19 protein-coding genes are annotated in these 25231 nt (G+C 64.0%); 8 read left to right on the top strand and 11 right to left on the bottom strand.

Going from position 1 to position 25231, the window contains the following annotated elements; translation table 11 throughout:
- Positions 1 to 64: 64 nt before the first annotated feature.
- Entirely contained in the window at positions 65 to 550 is a 486-nt protein-coding gene (locus QMZ05_RS04775) for a dihydrofolate reductase (RefSeq protein WP_353699728.1), read from the top strand.
- Between the two features lie 110 nt (positions 551 to 660).
- Here the strand turns inward: QMZ05_RS04775 and QMZ05_RS04780 are convergent, their stop codons facing one another.
- Together QMZ05_RS04780 and QMZ05_RS04785 are read right to left on the bottom strand one after the other, a co-directional pair.
- On the bottom strand, positions 661 to 1113 hold the full coding sequence (locus QMZ05_RS04780; RefSeq protein WP_050425049.1) for a DoxX family protein: 453 nt from the start codon (positions 1111 to 1113) through the stop codon (positions 661 to 663).
- A gap of 156 nt (positions 1114 to 1269) precedes the next feature.
- Positions 1270 to 3579 (bottom strand): NADP-dependent malic enzyme, encoded by a 2310-nt coding sequence (locus QMZ05_RS04785; RefSeq protein WP_353699729.1) that lies wholly within the window; start codon positions 3577 to 3579, stop codon positions 1270 to 1272.
- Positions 3580 to 3802: 223 nt separating this feature from the next.
- Here QMZ05_RS04785 and QMZ05_RS04790 point away from each other — a divergent pair, with 223 nt between their 5' ends.
- Entirely contained in the window at positions 3803 to 5797 is a 1995-nt protein-coding gene (locus QMZ05_RS04790; RefSeq protein WP_353699730.1) for a hypothetical protein, read from the top strand.
- Between the two features lie 160 nt (positions 5798 to 5957).
- Here QMZ05_RS04790 and aspS read toward each other — a convergent pair whose 3' ends face one another.
- A complete protein-coding gene (gene aspS / locus QMZ05_RS04795) occupies positions 5958 to 7733 on the bottom strand; it encodes an aspartate--tRNA ligase (RefSeq protein WP_353699731.1) in 1776 nt (591 codons plus the stop codon).
- Between the two features lie 196 nt (positions 7734 to 7929).
- Between aspS and QMZ05_RS04800 the strand changes: the two genes are divergently transcribed.
- Positions 7930 to 9402: a protein adenylyltransferase SelO gene (locus QMZ05_RS04800; RefSeq protein WP_353699732.1), complete on the top strand. Its 1473-nt coding sequence runs from the start codon at positions 7930 to 7932 to the stop codon at positions 9400 to 9402.
- Positions 9403 to 9540: 138 nt separating this feature from the next.
- On the opposite strand, the gene QMZ05_RS04805 is transcribed toward QMZ05_RS04800, so the two are convergent.
- Positions 9541 to 10530 carry a zinc-dependent alcohol dehydrogenase family protein gene (locus tag QMZ05_RS04805; RefSeq protein WP_353699733.1) on the bottom strand — a complete coding sequence of 330 codons (990 nt, stop codon included), beginning with the start codon at positions 10528 to 10530 and terminating at the stop codon, positions 9541 to 9543.
- Between the two features lie 104 nt (positions 10531 to 10634).
- On the opposite strand from QMZ05_RS04805, the gene QMZ05_RS04810 reads away from it, so the two are divergent.
- The 3 genes from QMZ05_RS04810 (at position 10635) to QMZ05_RS04820 (ending at position 14395) form a co-directional block, all read left to right on the top strand.
- Positions 10635 to 11534, top strand: a complete 900-nt coding sequence (locus tag QMZ05_RS04810; protein ID WP_353699734.1) for a LysR family transcriptional regulator — start codon at positions 10635 to 10637, stop codon at positions 11532 to 11534.
- A gap of 423 nt (positions 11535 to 11957) precedes the next feature.
- On the top strand, positions 11958 to 13172 hold the full coding sequence (chrA, locus tag QMZ05_RS04815) for a chromate efflux transporter (RefSeq protein ID WP_353699735.1): 1215 nt from the start codon (positions 11958 to 11960) through the stop codon (positions 13170 to 13172).
- Between the two features lie 110 nt (positions 13173 to 13282).
- The gene (locus QMZ05_RS04820; protein ID WP_353699736.1) at positions 13283 to 14395 is read left to right on the top strand and encodes an acyltransferase; all 1113 of its coding nucleotides are present in this window, start codon (positions 13283 to 13285) and stop codon (positions 14393 to 14395) included.
- Positions 14396 to 14445: 50 nt separating this feature from the next.
- Here the strand turns inward: QMZ05_RS04820 and QMZ05_RS04825 are convergent, their stop codons facing one another.
- From QMZ05_RS04825 to QMZ05_RS04855, 7 genes are all read right to left on the bottom strand, one after another.
- Positions 14446 to 15282, bottom strand: coding sequence for an ABC transporter ATP-binding protein (locus QMZ05_RS04825; protein ID WP_353699737.1), 837 nt, complete (start codon positions 15280 to 15282; stop codon positions 14446 to 14448).
- Between the two features lie 76 nt (positions 15283 to 15358).
- On the bottom strand, positions 15359 to 16684 hold the full coding sequence (locus QMZ05_RS04830) for an ABC transporter substrate-binding protein (protein ID WP_353699738.1): 1326 nt from the start codon (positions 16682 to 16684) through the stop codon (positions 15359 to 15361).
- A 96-nt stretch (positions 16685 to 16780) separates the two neighbouring features.
- Positions 16781 to 17908, bottom strand: coding sequence for a branched-chain amino acid ABC transporter permease (locus tag QMZ05_RS04835; RefSeq protein ID WP_050425059.1), 1128 nt, complete (start codon positions 17906 to 17908; stop codon positions 16781 to 16783).
- A gap of 15 nt (positions 17909 to 17923) precedes the next feature.
- Positions 17924 to 18853 carry a branched-chain amino acid ABC transporter permease gene (locus QMZ05_RS04840; RefSeq protein ID WP_128971443.1) on the bottom strand — a complete coding sequence of 310 codons (930 nt, stop codon included), beginning with the start codon at positions 18851 to 18853 and terminating at the stop codon, positions 17924 to 17926.
- Between the two features lie 9 nt (positions 18854 to 18862).
- Positions 18863 to 19648 (bottom strand): ABC transporter ATP-binding protein, encoded by a 786-nt coding sequence (locus QMZ05_RS04845; RefSeq protein WP_353699739.1) that lies wholly within the window; start codon positions 19646 to 19648, stop codon positions 18863 to 18865.
- A complete protein-coding gene (locus QMZ05_RS04850) occupies positions 19645 to 21615 on the bottom strand; it encodes an AMP-binding protein (protein WP_353699740.1) in 1971 nt (656 codons plus the stop codon). Before QMZ05_RS04850 ends, QMZ05_RS04845 begins: the two co-directional genes overlap by 4 nt.
- A 517-nt stretch (positions 21616 to 22132) precedes the next feature.
- Positions 22133 to 22831 (bottom strand): hypothetical protein, encoded by a 699-nt coding sequence (locus tag QMZ05_RS04855; RefSeq protein WP_353699741.1) that lies wholly within the window; start codon positions 22829 to 22831, stop codon positions 22133 to 22135.
- 676 nt (positions 22832 to 23507) lie between these two features.
- Between QMZ05_RS04855 and rnd the strand changes: the two genes are divergently transcribed.
- Positions 23508 to 24656, top strand: coding sequence for a ribonuclease D (gene rnd / locus QMZ05_RS04860; protein ID WP_050425945.1), 1149 nt, complete (start codon positions 23508 to 23510; stop codon positions 24654 to 24656).
- Positions 24657 to 24983: 327 nt separating this feature from the next.
- The gene (locus QMZ05_RS04865; protein ID WP_021079877.1) at positions 24984 to 25187 is read left to right on the top strand and encodes a cold-shock protein; all 204 of its coding nucleotides are present in this window, start codon (positions 24984 to 24986) and stop codon (positions 25185 to 25187) included.
- Positions 25188 to 25231: the final 44 nt, after the last annotated feature.

The following is a 25231-nucleotide window of genomic DNA, read 5'->3' on the forward strand; positions in this document are numbered from 1 at the left end:
ATTGCGTATCGAGGGTTTCGTCATCGTCTCCGCCGATGGCCGGTTGGCGAACGCGCGGAATGTCATGCCTGACGATCTCAAGATCGAGGGCGACAAGCGGTTCTTCACCGCTGCCCTCGACCGCGCCGATCTCGTCGTCCATGGCCGCCACTCCCAGGAAGAGCAGCCGAACGCACCGAAGCGGCGCCGCCTCATCCTGACCGGCAAGGTCGCGGCAATCGCGCCCGACCCGAGCAATCCGAAGGCGCTGCTGTGGAATCCCGCCGGCTGCCCGTTCGAGACCGCGAGCCGCGAGGCCGGCGTGACCTCGGGCATGGTCGCCATCATCGGCGGCCCCGGCGTGTTCGGCATGTTCATGGACCGCTACGACACGTTCTGGCTCTCGGTCGCAGCCAAGGTGCGCATCCCCGACGGCGAGCCATGCTTTCCTGACGTCCCTGCCCGCACCCCGCAGCAGGTGCTGTCAGCGCACGGCCTTCACGCCGGTGCGCCGCAGCTGATCGACGAGGAGCAGGACGTCAGCGTCACGCCGTGGCGGCGGATGGGTTGACGATTGATCGAAGTCAGCAGGATGGGTAGAGCGAAGCGAAACCCATCGACCTATACCCGCGGCGCCGATGATGGGTTTCGCTACGCTCTACCCATCCTACGCCGTACAGCCTACACGTCCCCATACGCCGGGTCGTCGCGGCGCGGGCCGCGGCCGTAGCCGGCGATGATGAACAGCGCGCCGATCAGCGACAGGTTCTTCAGCGCGTCGATCAGGGTCCTGAGATTGTCGGGTGCCGGCTGGTTCCAGAAATCATGGAAGTAGAAGGTGACGACGCACACATAGATGATCAGGAGGAGCGCGAAGAACCGCGCCAGCACGTTCACCGCGATCATCAGCCCGGCGAGGATCTCGAAGCCACCGACCACAATCGCCAGCAGCTGCATGAACGGCATGCCGACGACGGTTTCGATCTGCTGGGTATACGGTGCGGCGATGGCCGGGATCGTCAGCTTCGCCGCGATCACATCCGCGGTCGCCTGGATGCCGAACAGCTTGCTCGCTCCCGAGTAGAGGAACAGCACGGCAAACAGAATCCGTCCGAAGGTGATGAACGCTGGCATGGGTCGGCCTCACTGGATGGCAGAAGTCGGACGAAGCAGGCGCAGCGATTATGGTCGCTCCGCCTGCTTCGATCAAATCGAATCCATCTCGGCTCGCGTACGATGCGGAAAACCGCGCTGCGGTTCTCCGAACATAACGTGCTCAAACAACGCCCGTCAGCCGAACAGCGTCGGCTGCGCGCGGCCGGCGCGCTCCTGGGCCTCGACCGCGGCGACCGCGGTCATGTTGAGGATGCCGCGCGCCGTCACGCCGGGGGTGAGGATGTGCGCCGGGCGCGCCGGACCGATCAGGATCGGCCCCACCGGCAACGCGTTGGCCAGCGATTTGATCATCTGATAGGCGATGTTGGCGGCGTCGAGGTTCGGCATGATCAGGATGTTGGCCTCGCCCTCCAGCCGCGACTGCGGCAGCACCAGGCGCCGCGCCATGGCCGACAGCGCGGTGTCGCCCTGCATTTCGCCGTCGGCCTCGATCTCCGGATGCTTGTCCTTCAGGAGCTGGGTGGCCCGCCGCATCTTGCGCGAGGAGTCCGTATCATAACTGCCGAAGTCGGAATGTGACACGAAGGCGACCTTCGGCTTGAAGGCGAAGCGCTGGACGTGGATCGCCGCGAGCGAAGCCACTTCGGCGAGCTCCTCCGCGCTCGGGTTCGGCCGCACCTGGGTGTCGGCGATGAAATGCGCGCCGGTGGACGTGATCATCAGCGCCAGCGCGGCGTAGTCGCTGACCCCCGGCAGGAAGCCGATGATCTCGCGGACGTGGCGCAGATGGCTCATGTAGCGGCCCTCGACGCCGCACAGCATCGCGTCGGCCTCGCCGCGCGACACCGCGAGAGCCGCGATCACGGTGTTGTTGGTGCGGACCACGGTCCGCGCCGCCTCCGGCGTCACCCCGCGGCGGCCGGCGACGTCGATATAGGACTGCACATAGGACCGGTAGCGCGGATCGTCCTCGGGATTGACCAGATCGAAATCGCGGCCGGCCTTGATCGACAGGCCGAAGCGCTTGATCCGGGTCTCGACCACCGACGGCCGGCCGACCAGGATCGGCCGCGCCAGCTTCTCCTCCAGCACCACCTGGGTGGCGCGCAGCACCCGCTCATCCTCGCCTTCGGCGTAGATCACGCGCACCGGCTGGGTCTTCGCCTTGGCGAACACCGGCTTCATGGTGAGGCCGGAGCGGAACGCGTAGCGCTCGAGACTGGCGGTGTACTCGTCGAAATTGGTGATCGGCCGGGTCGCGACGCCAGACTCGATCGCGGCCCTGGCCACGGCCGGCGCGATGCGCAGGATCAGACGCGGATCGAACGGGCTTGGAATCAGCGAGCCCGGGCCGAAGCCCTGAGTCTCGCCGGTATCGAAACCATGGGCCACCGCATCCGACGGCGGATCGCGCGCGAGCTGCGCGATCGCGTCCACCGCGGCGTGCTTCATCGCCTCGTTGATCGCGGTGGCGCCGACGTCGAGCGCGCCGCGGAAGATGAAGGGGAAGCACAGCACGTTGTTGACCTGGTTCGGGAAGTCCGACCGTCCTGTGCAGATCATCGCATCGGGACGCGCCAGGCGCGCCTCGTCCGGCATGATCTCGGGCACCGGATTGGCAAGCGCCATCACCAGCGGCTTGTCCCCCATCTGCTTGACCATCTCGGGCTTCAGCACGCCCGGCGCCGACAGTCCGATGAAGATGTCCGCGCCCGGAATGACGTCGGCCAGCACGCGTGCGTCGGTCTTCTGGGTATAGACCGCCTTCCAGCGATCCATCGTGGTGTTGCGGCCGTCATAGACCACACCGTCGATGTCGCAGACCCAGATGTTCTTGCGCTGCGCGCCCATCGACACCAGCAGATTGAGGGTCGCGATTGCGGCGGCGCCGGCGCCGGAGCAGACGATCTTCACGTCGGACAATTGCTTGCCGTTCAGCAGCAGCCCATTGACGATCGCGGCGGCGACGATGATGGCGGTGCCATGCTGGTCGTCGTGGAATACCGGGATCTTCATGCGCTCCTTGAGCTGGCCCTCGATCTCGAAACACTCGGGCCCGCGGATGTCCTCCAGATTGATGCCGCCGAAGGTAGGCTCCAGCGCGGCGACGGTCTCGACCACGCGCTCGATCGTGTCGGCCTTGATCTCGATGTCGAACACGTCGATGCCGGCGAACTTCTTGAACAGCACCGCCTTGCCTTCCATGACGGGCTTGGAGGCCAGCGGGCCGATATTGCCGAGGCCGAGCACCGCAGTGCCGTTCGAGACCACCGCGACGAGATTGGCACGGGCCGTCAGCGTCGCCGCCTCGGCCGGGTTCTTGGCGATCTCGGTGCAGGCGGCGGCAACGCCCGGCGAATAGGCCAACGCCAGGTCGCGCTGGTTGGCGAGCGGCTTGATGGCCTGGATCTCGAGCTTGCCCGGACGCGGCAGCCGGTGATAGGCGAGCGCGGCGTTATGGAGTTCTTCAGACGATGACGACATACGTGCTCCCCGCGTTTCCGGCCCAAATTTCTTGTTTCTGTGCTAATCCAGGCAAAGGTCAGTTGTCCGGTAAATCGAGCTGGATGTGAAGCATGTCCGGCCGCTTGGATGCAACATCCGATAATACCCCCGTCAACAGGCCTGGACGGCCCAGTTCACCGATGCTGCACCGTTCGGCCGCAGCTTGGCAATTTTTTTCCCTTGATGATCCGGAGTTGACCGAATGAAGAAAATTCTGCTCGGCCTGATCGCGGTCGTCGTGATTGCGATCGGCGGCTTCTTCGGCTTCGACCTGTATACCCAGCGGCGGATCACAAGCGCCGTGGAGGCCGTATTCGACCAGGTCCGCGCCGAAGGTGGCACGGCGAGCCATGGCCGGATTTCTTTCGACCTGATGCAGCGCACCCTGACCATCGGGGATATCGCCGTCGAAACCGGCACGCAGCCGCCGTTCAGGCTGAAGGCGGCGACCGTGATGGCCTATGGCGTCGACCGATCCGACACCTCGCGCTTTTCCGCCGCGAGCCTTGAGGCCCGCGACGTCGAGATCGATGCCACGATGGGCGACAAACAGGCCGTCACGCTCAACTACAAGGTGCCGCAGGTCACGGTGAAGGATTTCACCGGCCCGACCGGTGTTCGTCAACTTCGGAAGTCGGCATCACTATTCGATCTCTACGGGTTCGGCCTCGCCTATCTAGCCGGCGTCAGCGCCTCGTCGGTCACGGCCCCCAGCCTGACCGGAACGGTCAAGACCGCCACATCAGGTGCCGACAGCATGAGCGGCGAATACACTTACTCGAACGTTGTGCTCGACAACATCAAAGACGGGAAGATCGCGTCCAGCAAGACCGACGGCGCCGTCTTCACCTTCAACTCCCAACCCGGGGGCAAGCCACTCAAGACAACCGGCGAGCTCTCGAACATTGTCGCGACAGATATCGACGTCGGCGCGATGGCGGCGATATTCGATCCCGCCAAGGCCAACGACGACCGCGACTACCGGGTCCAGGGACATGTTTCGGCCGGTCCCTACATCATCAACGCCACGCCCGGCCTGAATACGCGGATCGACGGTGTGAGGATCGATGACGTCAGGATCAACCCGTCACGGATGCAGCTGCCGTCGTTGTTGGCAATGATCCCGCCACCGGGGAGTCCGCCGCCATCTCCGGCCCAGGCGCGCGAACTGCTGGATAAAATCGCCGGCCTCTACGCGGGCTTCAGCATGGGAAATGTCGAGTTGCACGGGTTCTCAATGGAGACGCCTCAGACACCGCAAGCGCGGCTAACGCTCGCCTCGATGCGGTTCAACTTTGATCACGGTAAGGTCGGCGAGTTCGCGGTCGAGGGGCTGGATGGAAATGGACCCAAGGGCGCCCTCAAGGTCGGACGCTTCGCGCTGAAATCGCTCGATGTCGCGAATTTCATGCGGCTTTCGTCACAGTTCGCAGGCCAGAAGCCGTCGGCCGAACAGACACTGGCGCTGTTTCCCCTGATCGAGGGCGTCGAGATCAAGGGCGTCACGGCGCCCTACAAGGCCACCGGCAAGCCGGTCAACATCGACGTCCTCAGCCTCGATTGGGGCCAGTTCGTCGGCACGATCCCGAGCAAGCTGCGGCTGGTCGCGAAGATGGCTGCACCGCTGGATGCAACGGATCCGCAGCAGCAGGCACTCGTCGCAGCCGGCATCGACCGGATGGCCGTCGATGCCGATCTCGGCGCTGCCTGGACCGAGACGTCACGGTCGTTCGCGCTCGAGCCGGTCAAGCTCGACATGGCGGGCCTGCTCAATGCATCGGCGAAGCTCACGCTCGGCAACGTGCCGCGCGAGGCATTTTCGGTCAGCGCCGCGGAAGCGATGGGCGCGGCCGCGCAGATCGAGGCCGGCACGATCGAGCTTGTGGTCCACGACCTCGGCGTCATCGACCTCGCGGTCGCCCAGTTCGCCCGCACCCAGAACGTCGGCCGCGACGAGGCGCGCACGGCCATCCTCGACAGCATCAAGGCGCAGGGCGACGCGATCGGCGGAGGCAATCCGGATGCGACCGCCCTCGTCACCGCGATCAGCCAGTTCATCGAAACGCCGGGGCAGACGCTGGTCATCAAGCTGACCCCGCGCGCCAAAGCACCGGCGCTTCAGCTGATACAGCTGCTCAAGACCGATCCGCAATCGGCGCTGGCGCAATTCAAGATCGAGGCCTCGACGGGGCTGTGACGCCTCTTCTCCCTCGCCCCGTTCTTACGGGGAGAGGGTTGGGGTGAGGGGCTGCCTCCGCAAATTCGAAAGACGAGTTTGCGCTGAGAGAGGCCCCTCACCCGGATTGCTTCGCAATCCGACCTCTCCCCGCAAGCGCGGGGCGAGGTGACTTCAAAGGCTAGCCCTTGGCCGGCAGGTTGGTCTTGATGTGCAGCTCCTTGAGCTGCTTCGGCGTCGCTTCCGACGGCGCGCCCATCAGCAGATCCATGGCCTGCTGGTTCATCGGGAACAGCGAGATCTCGCGCAGATTGTTGGTGCCGCAGAGCAGCATCACGATGCGGTCGAGGCCGGCCGCCATGCCGCCATGCGGCGGAGCGCCGTACTGGAACGCGCGGTACATGCCGCCGAAACGGTCGATGACTTCCTGCTCGCCATAGCCGGCGATCTCGAACGCCTTCACCATCGCTTCCGGCTTGTGGTTGCGGATGCCGCCGGAGGCGATCTCGTAGCCGTTGCAGGCGATGTCGTACTGGAACGCCTTGATCGTCAGCGGGTCCTGCGACTTCAGCGCGTCGAGGCCGCCCTGCGGCATCGAGAACGGGTTGTGCGAGAAGTCGACCTTCTTGTTCTCCTCGTCATACTCGTACATCGGGAAGTCGACGATCCAGGCGAGCTCGAAGCGGTCCTTGTCGATCTGGTTCAGCTCTTCGCCGAGCTTGGTGCGCGCGAGGCCCGCGAACTTCCAGAATTTTTCCGGATCTCCGGCAACGAAGAACGCGGCATCGCCTTCCTTGAGGCCGAGCTGGTCGCGGATCGCAGCCGTCCGCTCCGGGCCGATGTTGTTCGCAAGCGGACCCGCGCCCTCACCGCCCTCGCGCCACATGATGTAGCCGAGGCCAGGCTGGCCCTCGCCCTGCGCCCAGGAGTTCATGCGGTCGCAGAACGCGCGCGAACCGCCGCCGGTGCCCGGAATGGCCCAGACCTGGTTCTTCGGGTCTTCCAGCATCCGCGCGAACACCTTGAAGCCGGAGCCGCGGAAGTGCTCCGAGACTTCCTGCATGACGATCTTGTTGCGCAGATCGGGCTTGTCGGAGCCGTATTTGCGCACGGCTTCCGCGAATGGAATCCGCGGCCAGTTCTTGGTGACCGGCTTGCCCTTGGCAAAGTCCTCGAACACGCCGGTGATAACGGGCTCCATCGCCGCGAACACGTCGTCCTGGGTGACGAAGCTCATCTCGACGTCGAGCTGATAGAACTCGCCCGGCAGGCGGTCGGCGCGCGGGTCCTCGTCGCGGAAGCACGGCGCGATCTGGAAGTAGCGGTCGAAGCCCGACATCATCAGGAGCTGCTTGTACTGCTGCGGCGCCTGCGGCAGCGCGTAGAACTTGCCGGGGTGGATGCGCGAGGGCACCAGGAAATCGCGCGCGCCTTCCGGCGAGGACGCCGTCAGGATCGGGGTCTGGAATTCGAAGAAGCCCTGCTCCTTCATCCGCTTGCGCATGGAATCGACCACCGCGCCACGGGTCATGATGTTCTGGTGCAGCTTCTCGCGACGCAGATCGAGGAAGCGGTACTTCAGCCTGATGTCCTCAGGATATTCCTGCTCACCAAACACTGGCAGCGGCAGCTCAGCCGCCGGGCCAAGCACCTCGATCTCCTTGATGTAGATCTCGACCATGCCGGTCGGCAGTTCGGGATTGTCGGTGCCGGCGGGGCGGCGGCGGACCTTGCCGTCAATCCGCACCACCCATTCCGAACGGAACTTCTCGACCTCGGCGAAGGCCGGTGAGTCCGGATCGGCCACGCACTGGGTGATGCCGTAATGGTCGCGCAGATCGACGAACAGCACGCCGCCATGGTCGCGGACCCGGTGGACCCAGCCTGAGAGCCGGACCGTCTGGTCGATATCGCTCTCACGGAGCGCGCCGCATGTGTGTGACCGGTAGCGATGCATTTTCGTTCCAAAACTGATGTCGGAGGGTCGAATCGCGACAGGGCCAAAATGCCCCGTCCGAAGTTGCGGAGGGTTTACCCGACGAGGCCGGGTGCGGCAACCAATGGAACGCCGCCTTTTCGGGCCAAACCGCAGATTTTCCGCACCGGCGGCGCCAATCGTTTGCCTATTCGGCCCGCGGGCCTATCTTCCCGATATGACCATCCATTTCCCGTTCCAGAACACCTATTCGGCGCTGCCGGCGAACTTTTTCGCCCGCGTCGCGCCGACCCCGGTGGCCTCCCCCCGGCTGATCAAGCTGAACCGGCCGCTCGCGGTCCAGCTCGGGCTGGATCCGGACCTGCTCTCGACGCCGGAAGGCGCCGAAATCCTCGCCGGCAAGCGGCTGCCTGACGGCGCCGACCCGATCGCCATGGCCTATGCCGGCCACCAGTTCGGGCAGTTTGTTCCCCAGCTCGGCGACGGCCGCGCCATCCTGCTCGGCGAGGTGATCGACCAGGACGGCGTCCGCCGCGATATCCAGCTCAAGGGATCCGGCCCGACCCCGTTCTCGCGCCGCGGCGACGGCCGCGCCGCGCTCGGCCCGGTGCTGCGCGAATACATTGTCAGCGAGGCGATGTTCGCCTTGGGCATCCCGACCACCCGTTCGCTCGCAGCGGTCGTGACCGGCGAGCCCGTGATGCGCGAGACCGCGCTGCCAGGCGCGGTCTTGACCCGGGTCGCCTCGAGCCACATCCGCGTCGGTACCTTCCAATTCTTCGCCGCCCGCGGCGACACCGACGGCGTGCGCGCCCTCGCCGACCATGTCATTGCGAGGCACTATCCCGAGCTCAGGGATGCCGCGCAGCCCTATCACGCGCTGCTCGCCGGCGTCGTGGCGCGGCAGGCCGCGCTGGTCGCGCGCTGGCTCCTGGTCGGCTTCATCCACGGCGTGATGAACACCGACAACACCTCGATTTCGGGCGAGACCATCGACTACGGTCCCTGCGCCTTCCTTGACGCCTACAACCCGGCGCAGGTGTTCTCCTCGATCGACGAGATGGGCCGCTACGCCTACGCCAACCAGCCGCGCATCGCGCTGTGGAATCTGACCCGGCTCGCCGAGTGCCTGCTGCCGCTGTTCGACAGCGAGCAGGAGAAGGCGATCGAACAGGCGCAGACGATCCTCGGCGAATTCCCGGAAAAATTCACCGCGGCCTATCAGGCCGGGCTGCGCGCCAAGGTCGGCCTGTTCACCGCGCGCGACGGTGACGAGGCACTAATCCAGGACCTGCTCGACGTGATGGCCAAGAACGCAGCCGACTTCACCCTGACCTTCCGCCATCTCGGCGACGCCGCGGCCGATAGCGCCGCCGACGTCCGCGCGCAGTTCACCGATGCCGCAGCGTTCGACGAATGGGCCGCCCGCTGGCGCACCCGCCTCGCGCTGGAGCCGCAAACCGCAGCCGAGCGCAAGGCGGCGATGGGTGCCGTCAATCCAGCGTTCATCCCGCGCAACCACCGCATCGAGGCGGTGATCCAGGCGGCGGTCAACAACGACGACTACGCGCCGTTCGAGGAGCTGCTGACGGTGCTGGCGAAGCCTTACGAGGATCAGCCGCAGTTCGCCGCCTACACCGACCCACCCCTGCCCGAGCAGATGGTGACGCAGACATTCTGCGGGACGTGAGGCACCGGCGTCATTGCGAGGAGCTCGCGACAAAATTGCAAAGCAATTTTGCGCTGAAGCGACGAAGCAATCCATCTTCCGCATGTGCGGGCCGACGGATTGCTTCGCTTCGCTCGCAATGACGTGGGGAGACTGCCCTCACACCGTCACCACGATCTTGCCGAACTGCACGTTCGACTCGAGGAAGCGGTGCGCCTCGACGATCTCTTCGAACGGAAACGTCCGCGCGATGATTGGCTTCAGCGCGCCGTCTGCCAGCCCGTCGAGGATGAACGCCTTCGCCGCGGCGAGCCGCGCGGGATCCTGAACAATCTCGTGCACGCGGTAGCCGCGCAGGATCAGGCTCTTGCTCAGCACCGTGAACAGCGGAAACGGCGTCGGCGCCTCGCTAAGCCCGCCATACTCGATCAGGATGCCGCCATGCGCCATCGCCTTTGTCAGCGGCACGAAGACGGGGCCGCCCACGGGATCGAGCACCACGCGGACGCCGTCGGGACCCGCGATCTGCTCCAGCCTTGATTGCAGGTCCTCCTCCGCGGACGCGATCACATGTGCCGCACCGGCGTCGCGCAGCGCCTGCGCCTTGGCTGAGCTGCGCGTGACCGCGATCGGGATCGCGCCGACGCGATTGGCGATCTGGATCGCGGCGAGCCCGACGCTGCTCGATGCCGCCGTGATGACGACGAACTCCCCGCGGGCAAGCTTCGCAATGTCGATCAGGGCGCCATACGCCGTGAGGTATTGCATCCACACCGCGGCCGCCGTCTCGAGCCCCAGCGACGGCGGATGCCTGACGACCAGCTCGGCCGGAAACGCCGCGAGCTCGGCATAGGCCGGCCATCGCGCCATCGAGATCGGCGGCACGATGCTGACGGCATCCCCTGGCGCGAAATCGCCGACACCCTCGCCGATCGCTTCGACAAGGCCGGCGGCTTCGAGGCCGAGGCCGGACGGCAGCGGTGGCGTCTCGATATAGGTCCCGCTGCGCATCAGGGCCTCGGCACGGTTCAGTCCGAGCGCCTTGATCCGGATCTGGACCTCGCCGCGCGCCGGCGGCGCGATCGCAATATCCTCGATGCGCAGCACCTCGGGACCCCCAATTTGATGAAAGCGAACGACACGAGTCATCGGCAACACTCCAAAACAGTTGAATTGAATGGAGCTATGCCAAGGCCAGTTCAGCGGATAAATCGTCCCGCAGACTGAACAGTCAAAAATGGGAGTTTCGAATAATGGACCGCCTGACCAGCATGGCCGTCTTTCTCAGGGCGGTCGAACTCGGCTCCTTCGCCGCCGCTGCGGAGGTGCTCGAGATGTCCGGCCCGATGGTCGGCAAGCATGTCAGATTCCTCGAACAGCGGCTCGGCGTTCGCCTGATCCACCGCACCACGCGGCGCCAAAGCCTGACCGAGTTCGGCCACGCCTATTACGAGCGCTGCCGCGCCGTGCTTGCCGAAGCGGAGGCCGCCGACGCCATCGCGGCCGACGCGTTGTCCGAACCGCGCGGCCGGCTCAAGGTGACCATGCCGGCGCTGCTCGGCCGGCATTGCGTGGCGCCGCTGCTGCTCAAGCTGGCGCAAAAGTATCCGGCGCTGGAGCTCGATCTTTCGTTCGGCGACCCGGTCGCCGATCTGATGGAGGGCGGCTACGACCTTGCGATCAGGACCGGCGATCTCAGCGAGCAGGCCAATGTGATCACGCGGCGCATCGCGCGCCAGCGCATGGTGGTGTGCGGCTCGCGCGCCTATCTGAAGGCCCACGGCCGGCCGCGCACGCTCGACGAACTCGGCCAGCACCAGGCGATCGTCTATCGCCGGCTGGGGCGCGCGCGCCCGTGGCTGTTCCCGCGCGACGGTGCGCCGCCGCGCGAGGTCTGGCCGGCCGGGCGGCTCAGGCTCGACGATCTCGAAGCCATCGCCGACGCCGCGGCGCGCGGCATGGGGCTGGCGTGGCTGCCCTCCTGGCTGGTGCGCGAACGTCTCGAGCGCGGCGCGCTGGTCCGCGTGCTCGGTACCGAGGGCGAGCTGCCCTACGACTGCCACGCGCTGTGGCTGCCGACGCCGCGGCTGCCGCTCAAGGTCCGCCTTGCGGTCGATGCGCTCGCCGCCGCGCTGCCGGAGCTCGTGGCCTAGCACCGCACCACAGCACCTACGAGACTTGTCCCAGCAACGCGCCATGTGAGCGTTAACTCACCCTCCACCATGCCGGGAGGCTCGCGGCGGTAACCATAAGGCTTAACACCGCGTCAACGCTCCCCCAACAAGTCTAACTGTTTCTGATGGGGGAGAACGGCCCGTGGACGCATTTGCATTTGAATTTATGGGATTGGCGATGATCGCGCTGTGTCTCGTCGTGCTGGCGATGCCTGCGGCGCGCCGGCCGTCGAAGAACATGCGCTACGAGTGAGCCATCGCGACGGCCACAGGCATGTCGGACGCGCCGCGCCCTCCGATCTCGCTGTAACCAGATAATATCGCGCTCAGGCGTCACCAAATCGCGATATCCTTGCCCTGATGAGTCCTGACGCGGGACGCAAGCCAGGGAACTGACGGCGCTTGAACGAGACCGACGTCCAGCACTCCAACACGACGCCCTCCGCCGCGCATTCGCCGCGCGAGGTGCTGCTGATTTTCCTCAAGCTCGGCGTGACCTGCTTCGGCGGTCCGATCGCCCACATCGGCTATTTCCGCGACGAGTTCGTCACCCGCCGGCGCTGGCTTGCCGAACAGGCCTATGCCGATCTGGTCGCGCTCTGCCAATTCCTTCCGGGCCCGGCGAGCAGCCAGGTCGGCTTTTCGCTCGGGCTGATGCGCGCAGGCTATCTAGGGGCGCTCGCGGCCTGGACCGGGTTCACGCTGCCGTCGGCGATCGCGCTCGTGCTGTTCGCCTTTGGCGCCAGCGGATTGAGCGGCCCTGCCGGCGCAGGCCTGGTGCATGGCCTCAAGCTGGTCGCGGTGGCGATCGTGGCGCAGGCGGTCTGGGGCATGGCGCGCTCGCTCTGCCCCGACCGCGAGCGCGCGTCGATCGCGACGGTGGCGGCGCTGATGATCCTCGCCAGTTCGTCGTCGATCGCGCAGATCGGCGCCATCGTGCTCGGCGCCGTCGCCGGACTCTGGTTCTGCCGGGCGCAAATGGCCAACGGCGTCACGCATATCGCGATGCCGGTGTCGCGCCGCGCCGGCGTCGCCGCGCTGATCCTGTTCCTCGCCCTGCTGGTCGGACTGCCGCTCCTCGCCCGGACCTGGCCCGGCCTCGGCCTGTTCGAGGCGTTCTACCGCTCCGGCGCGCTGGTGTTCGGCGGCGGCCATGTCGTGCTGCCGCTGCTGCGCGAAGCGGTGGTGACGCCGGGCTGGATCGGCGACGATGCGTTCCTCACCGGCTACGGCGCCGCGCAGGCGGTGCCGGGCCCGCTGTTCACCTTCGCTGCCTATCTTGGCGCCGTGATCGGCGGCGTGCCGGGTGCGGTCGTCGGCCTCATTGGCATCTTCGTGCCGGGAATTCTCGTCCTGCTCGCAGCGCTGCCGTTCTGGGATCAATTCCGCAAGCAGCCGGCGGCGCAGGCGATGATGCGCGGCGTCAATGCCGCCGTGGTCGGCATCCTCGGCGCCGCGCTCTACAATCCGGTGTGGACCAGCAGCGTGCAGCGGCCGCTCGATGTCGGCATCGCGCTGGCCGGCTTCGTCCTGCTCACGGCATGGCGGGCACCGCCACTCGTCGTGGTCGTGCTCAGCGCGGCCGCCGGCGTCGCCACCGGGCTCCTGCAATCGTGAACAGCCCTCAGCCGTTTCGCCGGCCGGATTAAGGACGCCTTCACGGCTGACGGCCAAAATATCGGCCTATGCCAAATTTTTCTAAACATGCGGATTCGACCCGTGTTCCCGTGCTGGACCTGCTGCGGCTCGCCGCGGTCGGGGCCGTGATCCTGTATCATTACGGCTTCTGGGGGACCGCATCGCACGGCGTGCAAAAGGTGGCGTTGCCGTATCTCGCCCCGGTCGCCCAGTACGGCTTCCTCGGCGTCCCCGTGTTCTTCGCGATCTCCGGCTTCGTCATCGCCTATTCGGCGGAAGGCCGCACGCCGGTCGGTTTCGCGATCGCCCGCTTCAGCCGCATCTATCCGACCTTCGTCATCTGCATGACGCTGACCTTCCTTGCGACGCTGCTGCTCGGCCACGCCTGGTTTCAGGTGACGTGGGGACAGTGGCTGGCGAACCTGTTCATCGCAGCGCCGATGCTCGGCCAGCCCTACATGGACGATGCCTATTGGTCGCTGGTGATCGAGGTCGTGTTCTACGCCTGGGTCGCGCTGCTGCTGGCCTGGGGCATCTTCCCGCGGCGGATCGACACCATCATCGTGGCGTGGATCGCGATCACCTTCGCCAACGAGCTGACACTCGACGTCCCATTGTTCGAGAAGCTCTTCATGGCCGACGACAGTGGCTTCTTCGCCGTTGGCCTGCTGATCTACGAACACTACCGCGGACGGCGCGACATGAGGCTCTACAGCCTGCTGACGCTGGCGATGGGCACCGCGACGTTCCAGGCCGTCCACAAGCTGGAGCGGCTCGGCGTCCACACCCATGGCAGCTTCGATCCGCGCGTCGTGACGGCGATCTGCATCGTCTCGCTCGGCATCGTGTTCGCCGCCACCCGGATCAAGTCGGTGCCGCTGCCCGATAGCGTGGTCAGGGCCGTGGGTGGCATCACCTATCCGCTCTATCTGCTGCATCTGCAGCTCGGCTACGTGATCCTGCTCCTGATCACGCCAACGCCGGACGCGTTCTCGACCGCGTTCGTCGTGGCGTGCATGGTCGCACTGGCGTGGTTCGTCTGGCGCTTCCTCGAAGCTCCCGCGCACTACCTCGTCAGAGACAGGCTCACGATGCTGGCCTCACGGCACGGATGGCCCTCGCGCATTCGCGCGGACGAGGCGCGGATCGATCCGGGCCACATCTCCGCACCGGTCGAGGCCGGACGGATCGCCAATCATTGAGTTGCCTGACGGCGCAAGTTGCCGGGACAGCAGGCAAACGCCCTCATCCGCTAAGCCAGCCAACGCTTGCGGCGCTTGTAGTGCTTCACATCGCGATATGATTTTCGCTTATCGCCGGCGACGCCAAGATAGAATTCCTTGACGTCGGCGTTTGCGGCGAGCGCAGGCGCTTCGCCGTCCATCACGACGCGGCCATTTTCGAGGATGTAGCCGTGGCTGGCATATCTGAGCGCCATGTTGGTGTTCTGTTCGGCGAGAAGGAATGAAACGCCTTCCTTGATGTTGAGGTCCCTCACGATTTCGAAGATCTCCTCCACGATCTGCGGCGCGAGGCCCATCGAGGGTTCATCGAGCAGGATCATCTTCGGGCGCGACATCAGCGCGCGGCCGATCACGCACATTTGCTGTTCGCCGCCCGACGTATAACCGGCGGTGGAACCGCGCCGTTCGCGGAGGCGCGGGAAATAGGCGTAGACCCGTTCGAGATCCTGCGCGATAGCTGACTTGCCGTCCCTGCGCGTGAAGGCGCCGGTCAGGATATTCTCCTCGACCGTCAGATGAGCGAAGGCACGCCGCCCCTCCATCACCTGAATGCAGCCGCGCCGCACCAGATCATTTGGCGACAAGGACTTCACCTCGACGCCATCGAACAGGATCGAGCCCTTGGTGACCTCGCCGCGCTCGGCGTGCAGCAGATTGGAGACCGCCTTCAGCGTCGTGGTCTTGCCGGCGCCATTGGCGCCGAGAAGCGCAACAATGCCGCCCCGCGGCACCTCAAGCGATACCCCCTTCAACACGAGGATGACGTGATCATAGACAACCTCGATATTGTTGACCGACAGAACCAGCGCCGCTTCCGTCGTCAGGGCGACCTTGGCAGTTGACACGCGCAGACCTCCAAATGGTTGCACCTTCCGCGATCCGGGAGCAGGCAAACCTGCATCCCGGATCGCTCACGCGTGCTCAGGTTTCTTTCGCGCAGTCGCGCGGCTTGATCTTCTTCTCCGCGGCATACTTCGCGGACACATCGGCGACGAGCGGCTCGATGAGAGATTCGTCGGCCGTGTACCAGTCCGAGATGATTTTCCAACCCTTGCCATCCCACTGCTGGACGCGCCCGTAGCGGGCGCCCTCGTGGTCGGAGCAGGAAATGCTCACCGGCTTCAACATCCCCTCGAAGCCGAGTTCCTTGATACGTGCATCGGTGAGGATGAGGTTCTCAAGCCCCCAACGGACCTGCTCGCCCGTCAGCGGTTTCTTGCCGAATTTTTCCTGCGCCTTGCGGATCGCCTCCACGCCGAGCATGGCATTCGCCAAGCCGCGGTTGTAGAGAACTTCGCCGATCTTGCCAGGCTCGGTTGAACCTTTGCCCTTCGCGTAGATGTATTTCTCCAGGTCGGCATGCACGGGAAACTTGCCGGCGCCATGCTGAAGCATCAGTGACTTGTAGCCGGCGGCCTGATCACCTGCCGGCGTCACATCCGGCTCTGCGCCCGACCACCAAACACCGATCATCTTGTCGCGCGGATAGGCAACAGCCGCTGCTTCCTTGATCGCAGTGCTGTTCATGACGCCCCAGCCCCAGACCAGGACATAGTCCGGCCGCTGCTGGCGGATCGCCAGCCATTGCGACTTCTGCTCGACACCGGGGTGCGTGACCGGGATCGGGGTGAACTCAAAGCCGTACTTCTGCGCCAGCACCTGCAGCATCGGGATCGGCTCCTTGCCATATGGGCTGTCGTGGTACAGCAGCGAAATCTTCCGGCCTTTCAATTTGTCGAACCCGCCGAGTTCCTTGGCGATGTGCTGGATCGCGATATCGGCCGCGGACCAGTAAGTGCCGAGCAACGGGAAGTTGTACGCGAACACCGCACCGTTCTTGGAATCGGCGCGGCCGTAGCCCATCGTGATGATCGGGATCTTGTCGGTCGCGGTCTTTTCGGTCAGTGCGAAGGTGATGCCGGTCGACAGCGGGTTGATAAACGCCGCCCCGGTCGGCCCTTTGCTCTTGAGGCGCTCGTAACACTCGACGCCCTTGTCGGTCGCGTAAGCCGTCTCGCATTCTTCGAACAGAATCTTGACGCCGTTGATGCCGCCGTCACGCTCATTGATCAGATTGTAGTAGTCCACAACGCCGTTCGCGTAGGGGGCGCCGTTCACAGCGTACGGTCCGGTCCGGTAGGACAGAATTGGAACGAACTGCTCGTTTTGCGCTGCGGCCGGTGCGCTGAACGCCGCGCCCGACAAGGCGGCCGCCAGTATCAGTACATTGCGTGCAATACCTGCCATGTTGATAACCTCCTCCTTAAAATCCCGCGGGGTTTTTCCTTCCTCTCGGTTGTCAGCGGCCGCCCTCCGCGTTGCGATCGAGGCACGATCGCTCCTTCAATAGGGAAACGGCCAAAGTCTGAGCTTCTCCTTGCCGATCGATATCAGCCTGGCGAAGCCATGGGGTTCCTTGATGAGAAGATAACAGATCAACGATCCGAAGATGATGAACTGGAGGTGAGTGATCGTTTGCGTGGACAGCGGCAGGCCGAGTTCGGTTGGAAGCACATTCAGCAGGATCGGCACGATGAGGATGAAGGCCGCCCCGATGAACGAACCCATGATCGATCCGAGCCCGCCGATGATGACCATGAACAGAAGATCCAGCGAGCGTTCGATCGAGAATGCAAGCGGCTCCCATGAACCGAGGTAGACGAACCCCCAGAGTGCGCCCGCCACTCCGATGATGAACGAAGAGACCGCAAAAGCTGTGAGTTTCGCGTAGAGCGGCCGGATGCCGATCAGTTCGGCGGCGATATCCATGTCGCGGATCGCCATCCACTGCCTGCCGAGATTGCCGCGAACGAGATTCTTCGCCAACACCGCAAGCACGGTCACGAAGAGCAGGCACAGCAGGTAGCGCTCGACCGGCGTACGAACGACCACGCCGAAGAAATCCAGTTCCGGCGCATTCACCGATCCTGACGGCGCATAGTTGGTGAACCACGGGAGCCGCAGGAACGCCCAATCGAAGAAGAACTGCGCGGCAAGCGTCGCAACTGCCAGATAGAGGCCCTTGATGCGCAGACTCGGAATACCGAACAGGATTCCAACACCCGCCGACATGAGCCCGCCAAGCAGAATGGATGCCAGCACGGGCAATGGTGGAATTGCGATCGCGAAGCCGAGCGAGGCCAGCGGGATGTGGACGCCGGTCGCCAGCTTGTAGGCCGAATAAGCGCCGATGGCCATGAATGCGCCGCTGCCGAGCGAGATCTGGCCGCAATAGCCGACGAGAATGTTGGTGCCGATGGCGGCTAGCGCCAGGATGAGGAAGGGCAGCAAGATGGCCCACAGCAGATAGTCGCTGCCGAACGGCCAGACATGGAAGGTGGCCAACAGCGGCACGCCAATGAAAGCAATCCCGACCAAGATGGCGAGCGCAATACGATCCTGACGGATCGGGAAGATCGCCATGTCTTCCGCGTAAGTCGTCTTGAACTGGCCAGCTTCGCGATAGAGCACACCGACCTCCTTGCCTCAGATGCGTTCGATGATCCGCTCGCCGAACAGCCCCTGTGGCCGCACAAGCAGCACCGCCAACGCCAGCACGTAGGCAAACCAGTATTCGATACCGCCGCCGATGGATGGCCCCAGATACACCTCGGCAATCTTCTCACCCGCCCCCACGATGAGCCCGCCGACGATGGCTCCCGGAATGGAGGTGAGGCCTCCGATGATCAAAACCGGCAGGGCCTTCAGCGCAAGGAAGGTGATGGAGAACTGCACGCCAAGCTTGGTACCCCACACCGTCGCCGCGACCAACGCAACGAGACCTGCAACGAGCCAGACCACGAACCAAATCCAACTGATTGGAATCCCGACCGAGTGCGCGGCAAGATGGTCGTCGGCCACGGCCCTGAGCGCACGACCGGTCTTGGTGCGCTGAAAGAAGATCGCGAGGCCGCCGACCAGGATGCCGGCAATCAACGCGCCCCAGACGTCCAGCTTGTTGACCAGAATCCCGCCCGGGAAGAGCCCTTCAAACAAGAACCAGGCGTCGGTCGGGAACAGCCGCAACGGGTAGACATCCGATCCGAAGATCATCTCCGCCACGCCCTCGATGACGAACGTCACGCCGATCGTAGACATGAACAGCGTGAGGGCGTCCTGGTTGACGAGAGGTCCGATCACGAACCGCTCGATGAGCCAGGCCGTTGCCGCCATGATCACGGCGGCAAAACCGATGGCGAGCACGACCGCGACCCAAAGCGGAAAACCATTGGCGACCAGGAGGTCGAGGGCACGAACCAGCGCCAGCCCTGCGAGCAATACCATCGCTCCCTGCGCATAATTGAACACGCCGGATGCCTTGAAGATCAGCACGAAGCCGAGCGCGACCAGCGAATAGAGGACGCCGGACATCAATCCGCCGATCAGGACCTCGAGAAACTGACCGAATGCGATCAAGAGCGCTCCTCAGTGTGCAATGCCAAGATAGGCGTCGATGACGGTCTGACTTCTCTTCACCTCGTCAGGCGTGCCGTCGGCGATCTTTACGCCGTGATCGAGCACCGCCACGCGATCCGACAGATCCATGACCACGGCCATATCGTGCTCGATCAGGGCGATGGTCGTGCCGTAATGATTGTTCACATCTATGATGAACCGCGACATGTCCTCCTTCTCCTCGAGGTTCATGCCGGCCATCGGCTCGTCGAGGAGAAGAAGGTCGGGCTCCATCGCCAGAGCGCGACCAAGTTCGACACGCTTCTGCAAACCATACGGCAAACGCCCGACCGGCACCTTGCGGATTGTCTCTATCTCGAGGAAGTCGATGATCTCCTCGACCTTGCGCCGATGCTCGACCTCCTCCGCCAGAGCTGGTCCCAAACGCAGCACCTGCCACAACAGGCCTCGGCGCACCTTCAAGGTACGGCCTGCCATGATGTTGTCGAGCGCGCTCATGCCCTTGAACAGGGCGACATTCTGAAAGGTGCGCGCGATGCCGCCCCGTGCCGCCTCGAAGGGCTGCATCTTGGCCCGGGTGCGCCCTTTGAAGGTGATGGCGCCATGATTGGGGCGATAGAAACCGTTGATGACGTTCAGCATCGAAGTCTTGCCGGCGCCGTTGGGGCCGATGATGGCCCGGATTTCGCCTTTCCTGATGTTAAACGAAACGTCCCTCAGCGCCTTGACACCTCCGAAGGAGAGCACCACGCGCTCGACCTCAAGCAAGATGTCGTTGGTGTCCGGCGCTCTCATGCGGCTCTCCCCAGAGATTCACCCGAACCAATGGCTTGCATGTCGCAAATCCTGACCCGTGCCGCGGTCGTGCCCTTCCGGCCATCCTCGAAGGTGACTTCCGTGGAAATGTCGGCGTCATGCGCCCCGTTGTAGAGTGCCGTAACCAACGGCGCATAGCGCTCGGCAATGAAGCGGCGGCGTACCTTCTGCGTGCGGGTCAGTTCGCCGTCATCCGCATCGAGCTCCTTGTGCAGAATGAGAAAGCGGCGAATCTGGGCGCCTGCAAGCGCCTTTTCCCCGGCAAGCGAACGGTTCACCGCGGCAACGTCCTTCGCGACCATGTCGTAGACCAGCGGATGCCCGGCAAGCTCCTGATAGGATCCGTAGGCGACGTTGTTGCGTTCCGCCCAATTCGCGACGGCGACGGGGTCGATGTTGAGCATCGCGCAAACGAACTCCCGGGAGTCACCGAGCGTGATCGCTTCCTTGATATTGGGATAGAACTTCAGCTTGTTCTCAAGGTACTTCGGGGCAAACATCGTGCCGTCAACCAGCCGACCGACGTCCTTCGCACGATCGATGATCTTCAGATGCCCGGTCTTCTCGTCAAAAAAGCCCGCATCGCCGGTCCTGACGTATCCGTCGGACGTCATGGCTTCCGCGGTCTTTGCCTGATCCTTGAAATATCCGAGGAACATGCCGGGCGAGCGGAATTGCACTTCGCCCGATTCCGCAATGCGGATGTCAACGTTGGGCGCCGCCGGACCAACCGTGTCCGAGTAGATCTCCCCATCAGGCTGGCACGTTACATAAAGGAACGCTTCGGTCTGGCCGTAGAGTTGTTTCAGATTCAATCCAATCGAGCGGTATAACGCGAACAGATCCGGACCGATGGCTTCGCCTCCAGTGTAGGCGACCCGCACCAGAGACAAGCCAAGGACGTTCTTGAGAGGCTCGTAGACCAGCGAGCGTCCGAGCGCATAGAGCAACCGGCCCGACAGCGGTACCGGACGTCCGGTCAAGACTTGCTCGCCATACCGGCGTGCGACGTCCAGAAAGTAGTTGAACAACCGCCGCTTGAGCGGCGCGGCGTCCTCCATGCGGACCATCAACCGCGTCAGCATGGCCTCGAAACCGCGTGGCGGGGCCAGGTAGAAGGTTGGTCCTATCTCATGCCGATCCTGCTCGATTGTGTCGCTGCTCTCGGGACACGCCATGCAGAATCCGGCCACGAGGCCCTGCACATAGCTGACGTAATGATCGCCCGCCCAGGCCAGCGGCAGATAGGCGAGCACCACGTCCTTGTCGGTCAGCTTGTCGAATCGCGTGGTGTCGGTTGCAGCATCGATGCAGCCGCGCGCCGACAGCATGACACCCTTCGGCACTCCAGTCGTTCCCGAGGTGTAGAGGATGACCGCAATGTCCGAACCGTTCCCCGTTCGAACGTATTCATCAATCCGTTCACCAAGAGCCACGTCGGCCGCAAGCGCGGTGCGACCGTCCTCGATGATATCGCCGATTGCGATCAATCCACTGCGGTCGTAGCCGTCGAGGCCGCGCGGCTCGTCGTAGACAATCTTGTCGAGTTGCGGCAGTCGGTCGGACACCGACAAGACCTTGTCGACCTGCTCCTGGTCCTGCGCTGCGACGAGCTTCGCCTCGGCGTGAGCGAGGACGAAGGCAAGCTCATCCGCCACGGCATCCGAGTAGACCGGAACGGGAATGGCGCGCAGCATCTGCGCTGCCATCATGGTCCAGTAGAGCTTCGGCCGATTTGAGCCAACAACAGCGATCGTGTCGCCTTGCCGCAGGCCAAGGCGATCCAGGCCGGCGGCGTAAGCTCGCACGATCTCGGCAACTTGAGCCCAGGTCCAGTTCTGCCAGATACCGAGATCCTTGTGCCGAAACGCTGGCCGCGTGCCAAACTGCGCGGCATTTCGCAGCAGCAATTTGGGGAACGTATCGAACGATCCGCCGCCAGCCATGTCGGTCTCGATCCCAAAAACCGGCGCGTTGGTTCGCTCCTGTTATGGTGATGCCTGCCCTTTTTGGGCAACAGCCATGCGAGTGCCGCATGCTCCACCTTACAACGGATCGGAAGTCCCACAAGTACCCTATTGAAAGATCGCGCTACTCTGCGGCGCCTTGGCGACAGAGATAGTGTGCGCCCCGAGACCAAGCTGACCATCAAATCGGTCCCCAAAATGGGTTGCAGTGGAAGCGCCTGGTCGGCTCCTGCTGGAGGTAATCCCAATGAGTTGCAGGCCAACGGTTTGGGGGATCTATTTCTTAATAGCGGAAGTCTCTGTCGCGCGCGCTGGACGGCCCCCTGCCACTGATTTGCCCGACGGCGCAAGCCGCAGCCTCCTCCGTCATTCCGGGGCTCGCAAAGCGAGAACCCGGAATCCATTCATCCACGAGTTGCGCGGCTCTATGGGTTCCGGGCTCAGTCCTTCGGACTGCCCTCAGGTGCGCAATTGCGCTCAACGCGCCCCTCGTCGCTCAGCGCCTCGCCCAGCGATTGCTCGCCCATCCTGCGCAGAACACCGCATCTGATCTGTTGGGGATGGCTTGCGCGAACCACCGGTCGACATCCGGCGAGGTTTGGGTCGTCGGCTCATCGCGATAGCGCAGCCGGCCATAGGCGCCTCGCATCGCCATCGTCGCCCGCTCAATGGCCTGGCGGGGGAACAGGGTCGCGGCCAATCTGAGACAGAGATCTTCGAGGGCGCCGCCGTGTGTCTCGTCCGAAATGGCAGGAACGACGCTTCGGCATTGCGCGCGACCCAGCACGTAGATGACGGGGTTTCGCGTCCGCCAGCACAGGCAGAACTCTTCCGGTGCCGCCGGGTCACCGAACTCCGCCATCATTGCCGTGTCGAACATCCGCTTGAAAAGGCTGCTGCCGCGATAGGCATCTCGGACCGCGGTGCCCGAAAGATAGATCACGGGGCTGCCCTCAAGAGCCAGCCGCTGAATGATCAGGTAAGCCACGCATTCACCGCCGTGGTGGAGCAGGACAAGGCCGTGGTCGGGCTTGAACGGCGAGTGCTGGCGAGACCAAAATCGTCCTTCGGTCAGCCAATTCGTGTCGATGATGCTACTGATGTCGTCGAGCACAGCATCGCGGCGATGCTCCGGGACATCAGAGGCGATTTGAAACAGCTCGCTGGTAACTGACCCGGGCCGCGTCGCGATCACGGTGGTGGCTCTCTGCAGCTCGATTCGACTTCAGGTTGTTTCGCAAGTTACGTCACGCATTATCAGCCGGCAATCTACTGGTTCGGCTTTTCAGAATTTTACTTGACGTCTGACCCAACTCAGATGTTCAATGCGCCCGTCTCACCCGATCGAGGGGCGCTTCGCGGTCGTCACGAACGTGGGTCGAGATGCGGTGGACGCCGAGCGCGCAACTGACGAGTGCGCGTGATGCGGACGGTGAAGTCGTGTGGTCCTGACGCCCTAGTGGCAGGTGTCCTCGCGCAGGACGCGAAAGCGTGTTGCGAAGGCGGTGACAAGCAAGCCCAGTCTCGCCGGGGAGAGCACGAAGTAAGCCGTAACCCATCGCGCAGGGAAAGCCGGATTGCTCCGGTTACACCTGTGGTCCTACCCCCGAGCTCTCTACCCATTGCTCGGGGCCCATGGGTGCGATCGGCACCCGGCTTTCCCTGCGCCCTCTGCCAAGCCGAGGGCGTGAAAACAGCAAACCTCGGGCGCAAACCGCGTCGCGAGACCGCCAAATCACGCCCAGGACATGCGCCGAGCCATACAATTAAGCCCAGTTCTGCCCTATATGCAGGGCCAAAATCCCTGCAAGACCCTTGACATAGCTGCCCTTTCGGCAGAACGCGTGTGGTCAAGCCGTCATGGATACTTCATGGATCTGATTAGCACGACCTCCGACCTCGCCGCCGCCTGTGATCGGCTCGCCCAACACAAGGTCATCACCGTCGACACCGAGTTCCTGCGGGAGACGACCTACTATCCCCTGCTCTGCGTCGTGCAGATGGCAAGTGCGGACGAAGCCGTCGTGGTCGACGCGCTGGCGCCCGGCATCGACCTCAAGCCGTTCTTCGAATTGATGTCGAACGAGGCCGTGCTCAAGGTCTTCCACGCCGCGCGGCAGGACATCGAAATCGTCTGGCACCTCTCCGGCACGATCCCGCATCCGATCTTCGACACCCAGGTCGCGGCCATGGTGCTCGGCTATGGCGACAGCATCGCCTATGACCAGCTGGTCGATCGCGTCACCGGCCATCGCCCCGACAAGACCCACCGCTTCACCGACTGGTCGCGCCGCCCGCTGACTGAAGAGCAGTTGCATTACGCCGTCTCCGACGTGACGCATCTGCGCGAAGTTTTCGCCGCGCTCGATGCCGATTTGCGCAAGCGCGACCGCAGCGACTGGGTCAGCGAGGAAATGGAGATCCTGACCTCGCCGAAGACCTACGACTTCCATCCCGAACGTGCCTGGGAGCGGCTCAAGACCCGCGTGCGCAAGCCGCGCGAGCTCGCGGTGCTTATCGAGGTCGCGGCCTGGCGCGAGCAGGAGGCGCAAAGCCGCGACGTGCCGCGCTCGCGCGTGCTCAAGGACGATGCGGTCGGCGACATCGCCACCCATGCGCCGACCTCGCTGGAGAAGCTCGGCAACCTGCGCTCGCTGCCGAAGGGTTTCGAGCGCTCGAAATGGGGCGCCGACATCATCGCCGCGGTGCAGCGCGGGCTGGCCCGCGACCAGGCGACGCTGCCCAAGCTGGAAAAGCCCAGAAACAATTCCAACGGTGCGGCGACCGTCGAGCTGCTCAAGGTGCTGCTCCGCATGACCTCGGAGCGCCATGGCGTCGCCAGCAAGGTGATCGCCACCGTCGACGACCTCGAGCAGATCGCGGCCAGCGATCAGGCCGAGGTCGGCGCCCTGCATGGCTGGCGGCGCGAATTGTTCGGCGAAGCGGCACTCAAGCTCAAGCACGGCCAGCTCGCGCTCGCGATCGACAAGGGCCGCGTGGTGCGGGTGGATCGGGGCTAGCGCACCAGGTTCCATCCGCCCGTCGGCCAGTGGCCGAACGTCTCGGGCCTATAGTTCGACCTGCACAGGCTGAGGTTGCGTCACGCAAAACCACCGCGCTTGCTAAGCCGCAATTTTCGTGTTGCAATCCCTTCACAATCGGATTGCGGCCGTTCGACTGTGCGTTTCACGACGTTTCTATCCAAGGCTTCGAGAGGCGAAACTGCGGACTTGAAGACTTTGGATCTGAAGACCGGGGAATTGAACAGACAGCTGAAAGCCCGCTTGTGGCGTGGCACGTGGAAAACGTGGCCGCGTCTTTTTTATGTCTAGACTGGGAGAGAGACGATGCCGAAGGGTACCGTCAAATGGTTCAACCCGACCAAAGGCTACGGGTTCATCAAGCCGGCCGTCGGCGACAAGGACGTGTTCGTCCACATCTCGGCGGTCGAACGCGCAGGCCTCAGCACACTCAACGAGAACCAGACCGTCGAGTACGAGCTGGTGGAGAACCGCGGCAAGGCGTCGGCAGAGAACCTCAAGGTTCACTGATCGACGCTGCTAGCGGAATTCATCCTGATGCTTCCCCCGGCCGC

Source organism: Bradyrhizobium sp. INPA03-11B (genome assembly GCF_040446015.1).
In the GTDB taxonomy this organism is placed as follows: Bacteria; Pseudomonadota; Alphaproteobacteria; order Rhizobiales; family Xanthobacteraceae; genus Bradyrhizobium; species Bradyrhizobium macuxiense_A.

Bases quoted from the DNA above. Each gene is read 5' to 3' on its own strand.
- QMZ05_RS04775 (WP_353699728.1), top strand. From the start codon at position 65: ATGCCTGACGATCTCAAGATCGAGGGCGACAAGCGGTTCTTCACCGCT.
- QMZ05_RS04780 (WP_050425049.1), bottom strand. From the start codon at position 1,113: ATGCCAGCGTTCATCACCTTCGGACGGATTCTGTTTGCCGTGCTGTTC.
- QMZ05_RS04785 (WP_353699729.1), bottom strand. From the start codon at position 3,579: ATGTCGTCATCGTCTGAAGAACTCCATAACGCCGCGCTCGCCTATCAC.
- QMZ05_RS04790 (WP_353699730.1), top strand. From the start codon at position 3,803: ATGAAGAAAATTCTGCTCGGCCTGATCGCGGTCGTCGTGATTGCGATC.
- aspS (WP_353699731.1), bottom strand. From the start codon at position 7,733: ATGCATCGCTACCGGTCACACACATGCGGCGCGCTCCGTGAGAGCGAT.
- QMZ05_RS04800 (WP_353699732.1), top strand. From the start codon at position 7,930: ATGACCATCCATTTCCCGTTCCAGAACACCTATTCGGCGCTGCCGGCG.
- QMZ05_RS04805 (WP_353699733.1), bottom strand. From the start codon at position 10,530: ATGACTCGTGTCGTTCGCTTTCATCAAATTGGGGGTCCCGAGGTGCTG.
- QMZ05_RS04810 (WP_353699734.1), top strand. From the start codon at position 10,635: ATGGACCGCCTGACCAGCATGGCCGTCTTTCTCAGGGCGGTCGAACTC.
- QMZ05_RS04830 (WP_353699738.1), bottom strand. From the start codon at position 16,684: ATGGCAGGTATTGCACGCAATGTACTGATACTGGCGGCCGCCTTGTCG.
- QMZ05_RS04845 (WP_353699739.1), bottom strand. From the start codon at position 19,648: ATGAGAGCGCCGGACACCAACGACATCTTGCTTGAGGTCGAGCGCGTG.
- QMZ05_RS04850 (WP_353699740.1), bottom strand. From the start codon at position 21,615: ATGGCTGGCGGCGGATCGTTCGATACGTTCCCCAAATTGCTGCTGCGA.
- rnd (WP_050425945.1), top strand. From the start codon at position 23,508: ATGGATCTGATTAGCACGACCTCCGACCTCGCCGCCGCCTGTGATCGG.
- QMZ05_RS04865 (WP_021079877.1), top strand. From the start codon at position 24,984: ATGCCGAAGGGTACCGTCAAATGGTTCAACCCGACCAAAGGCTACGGG.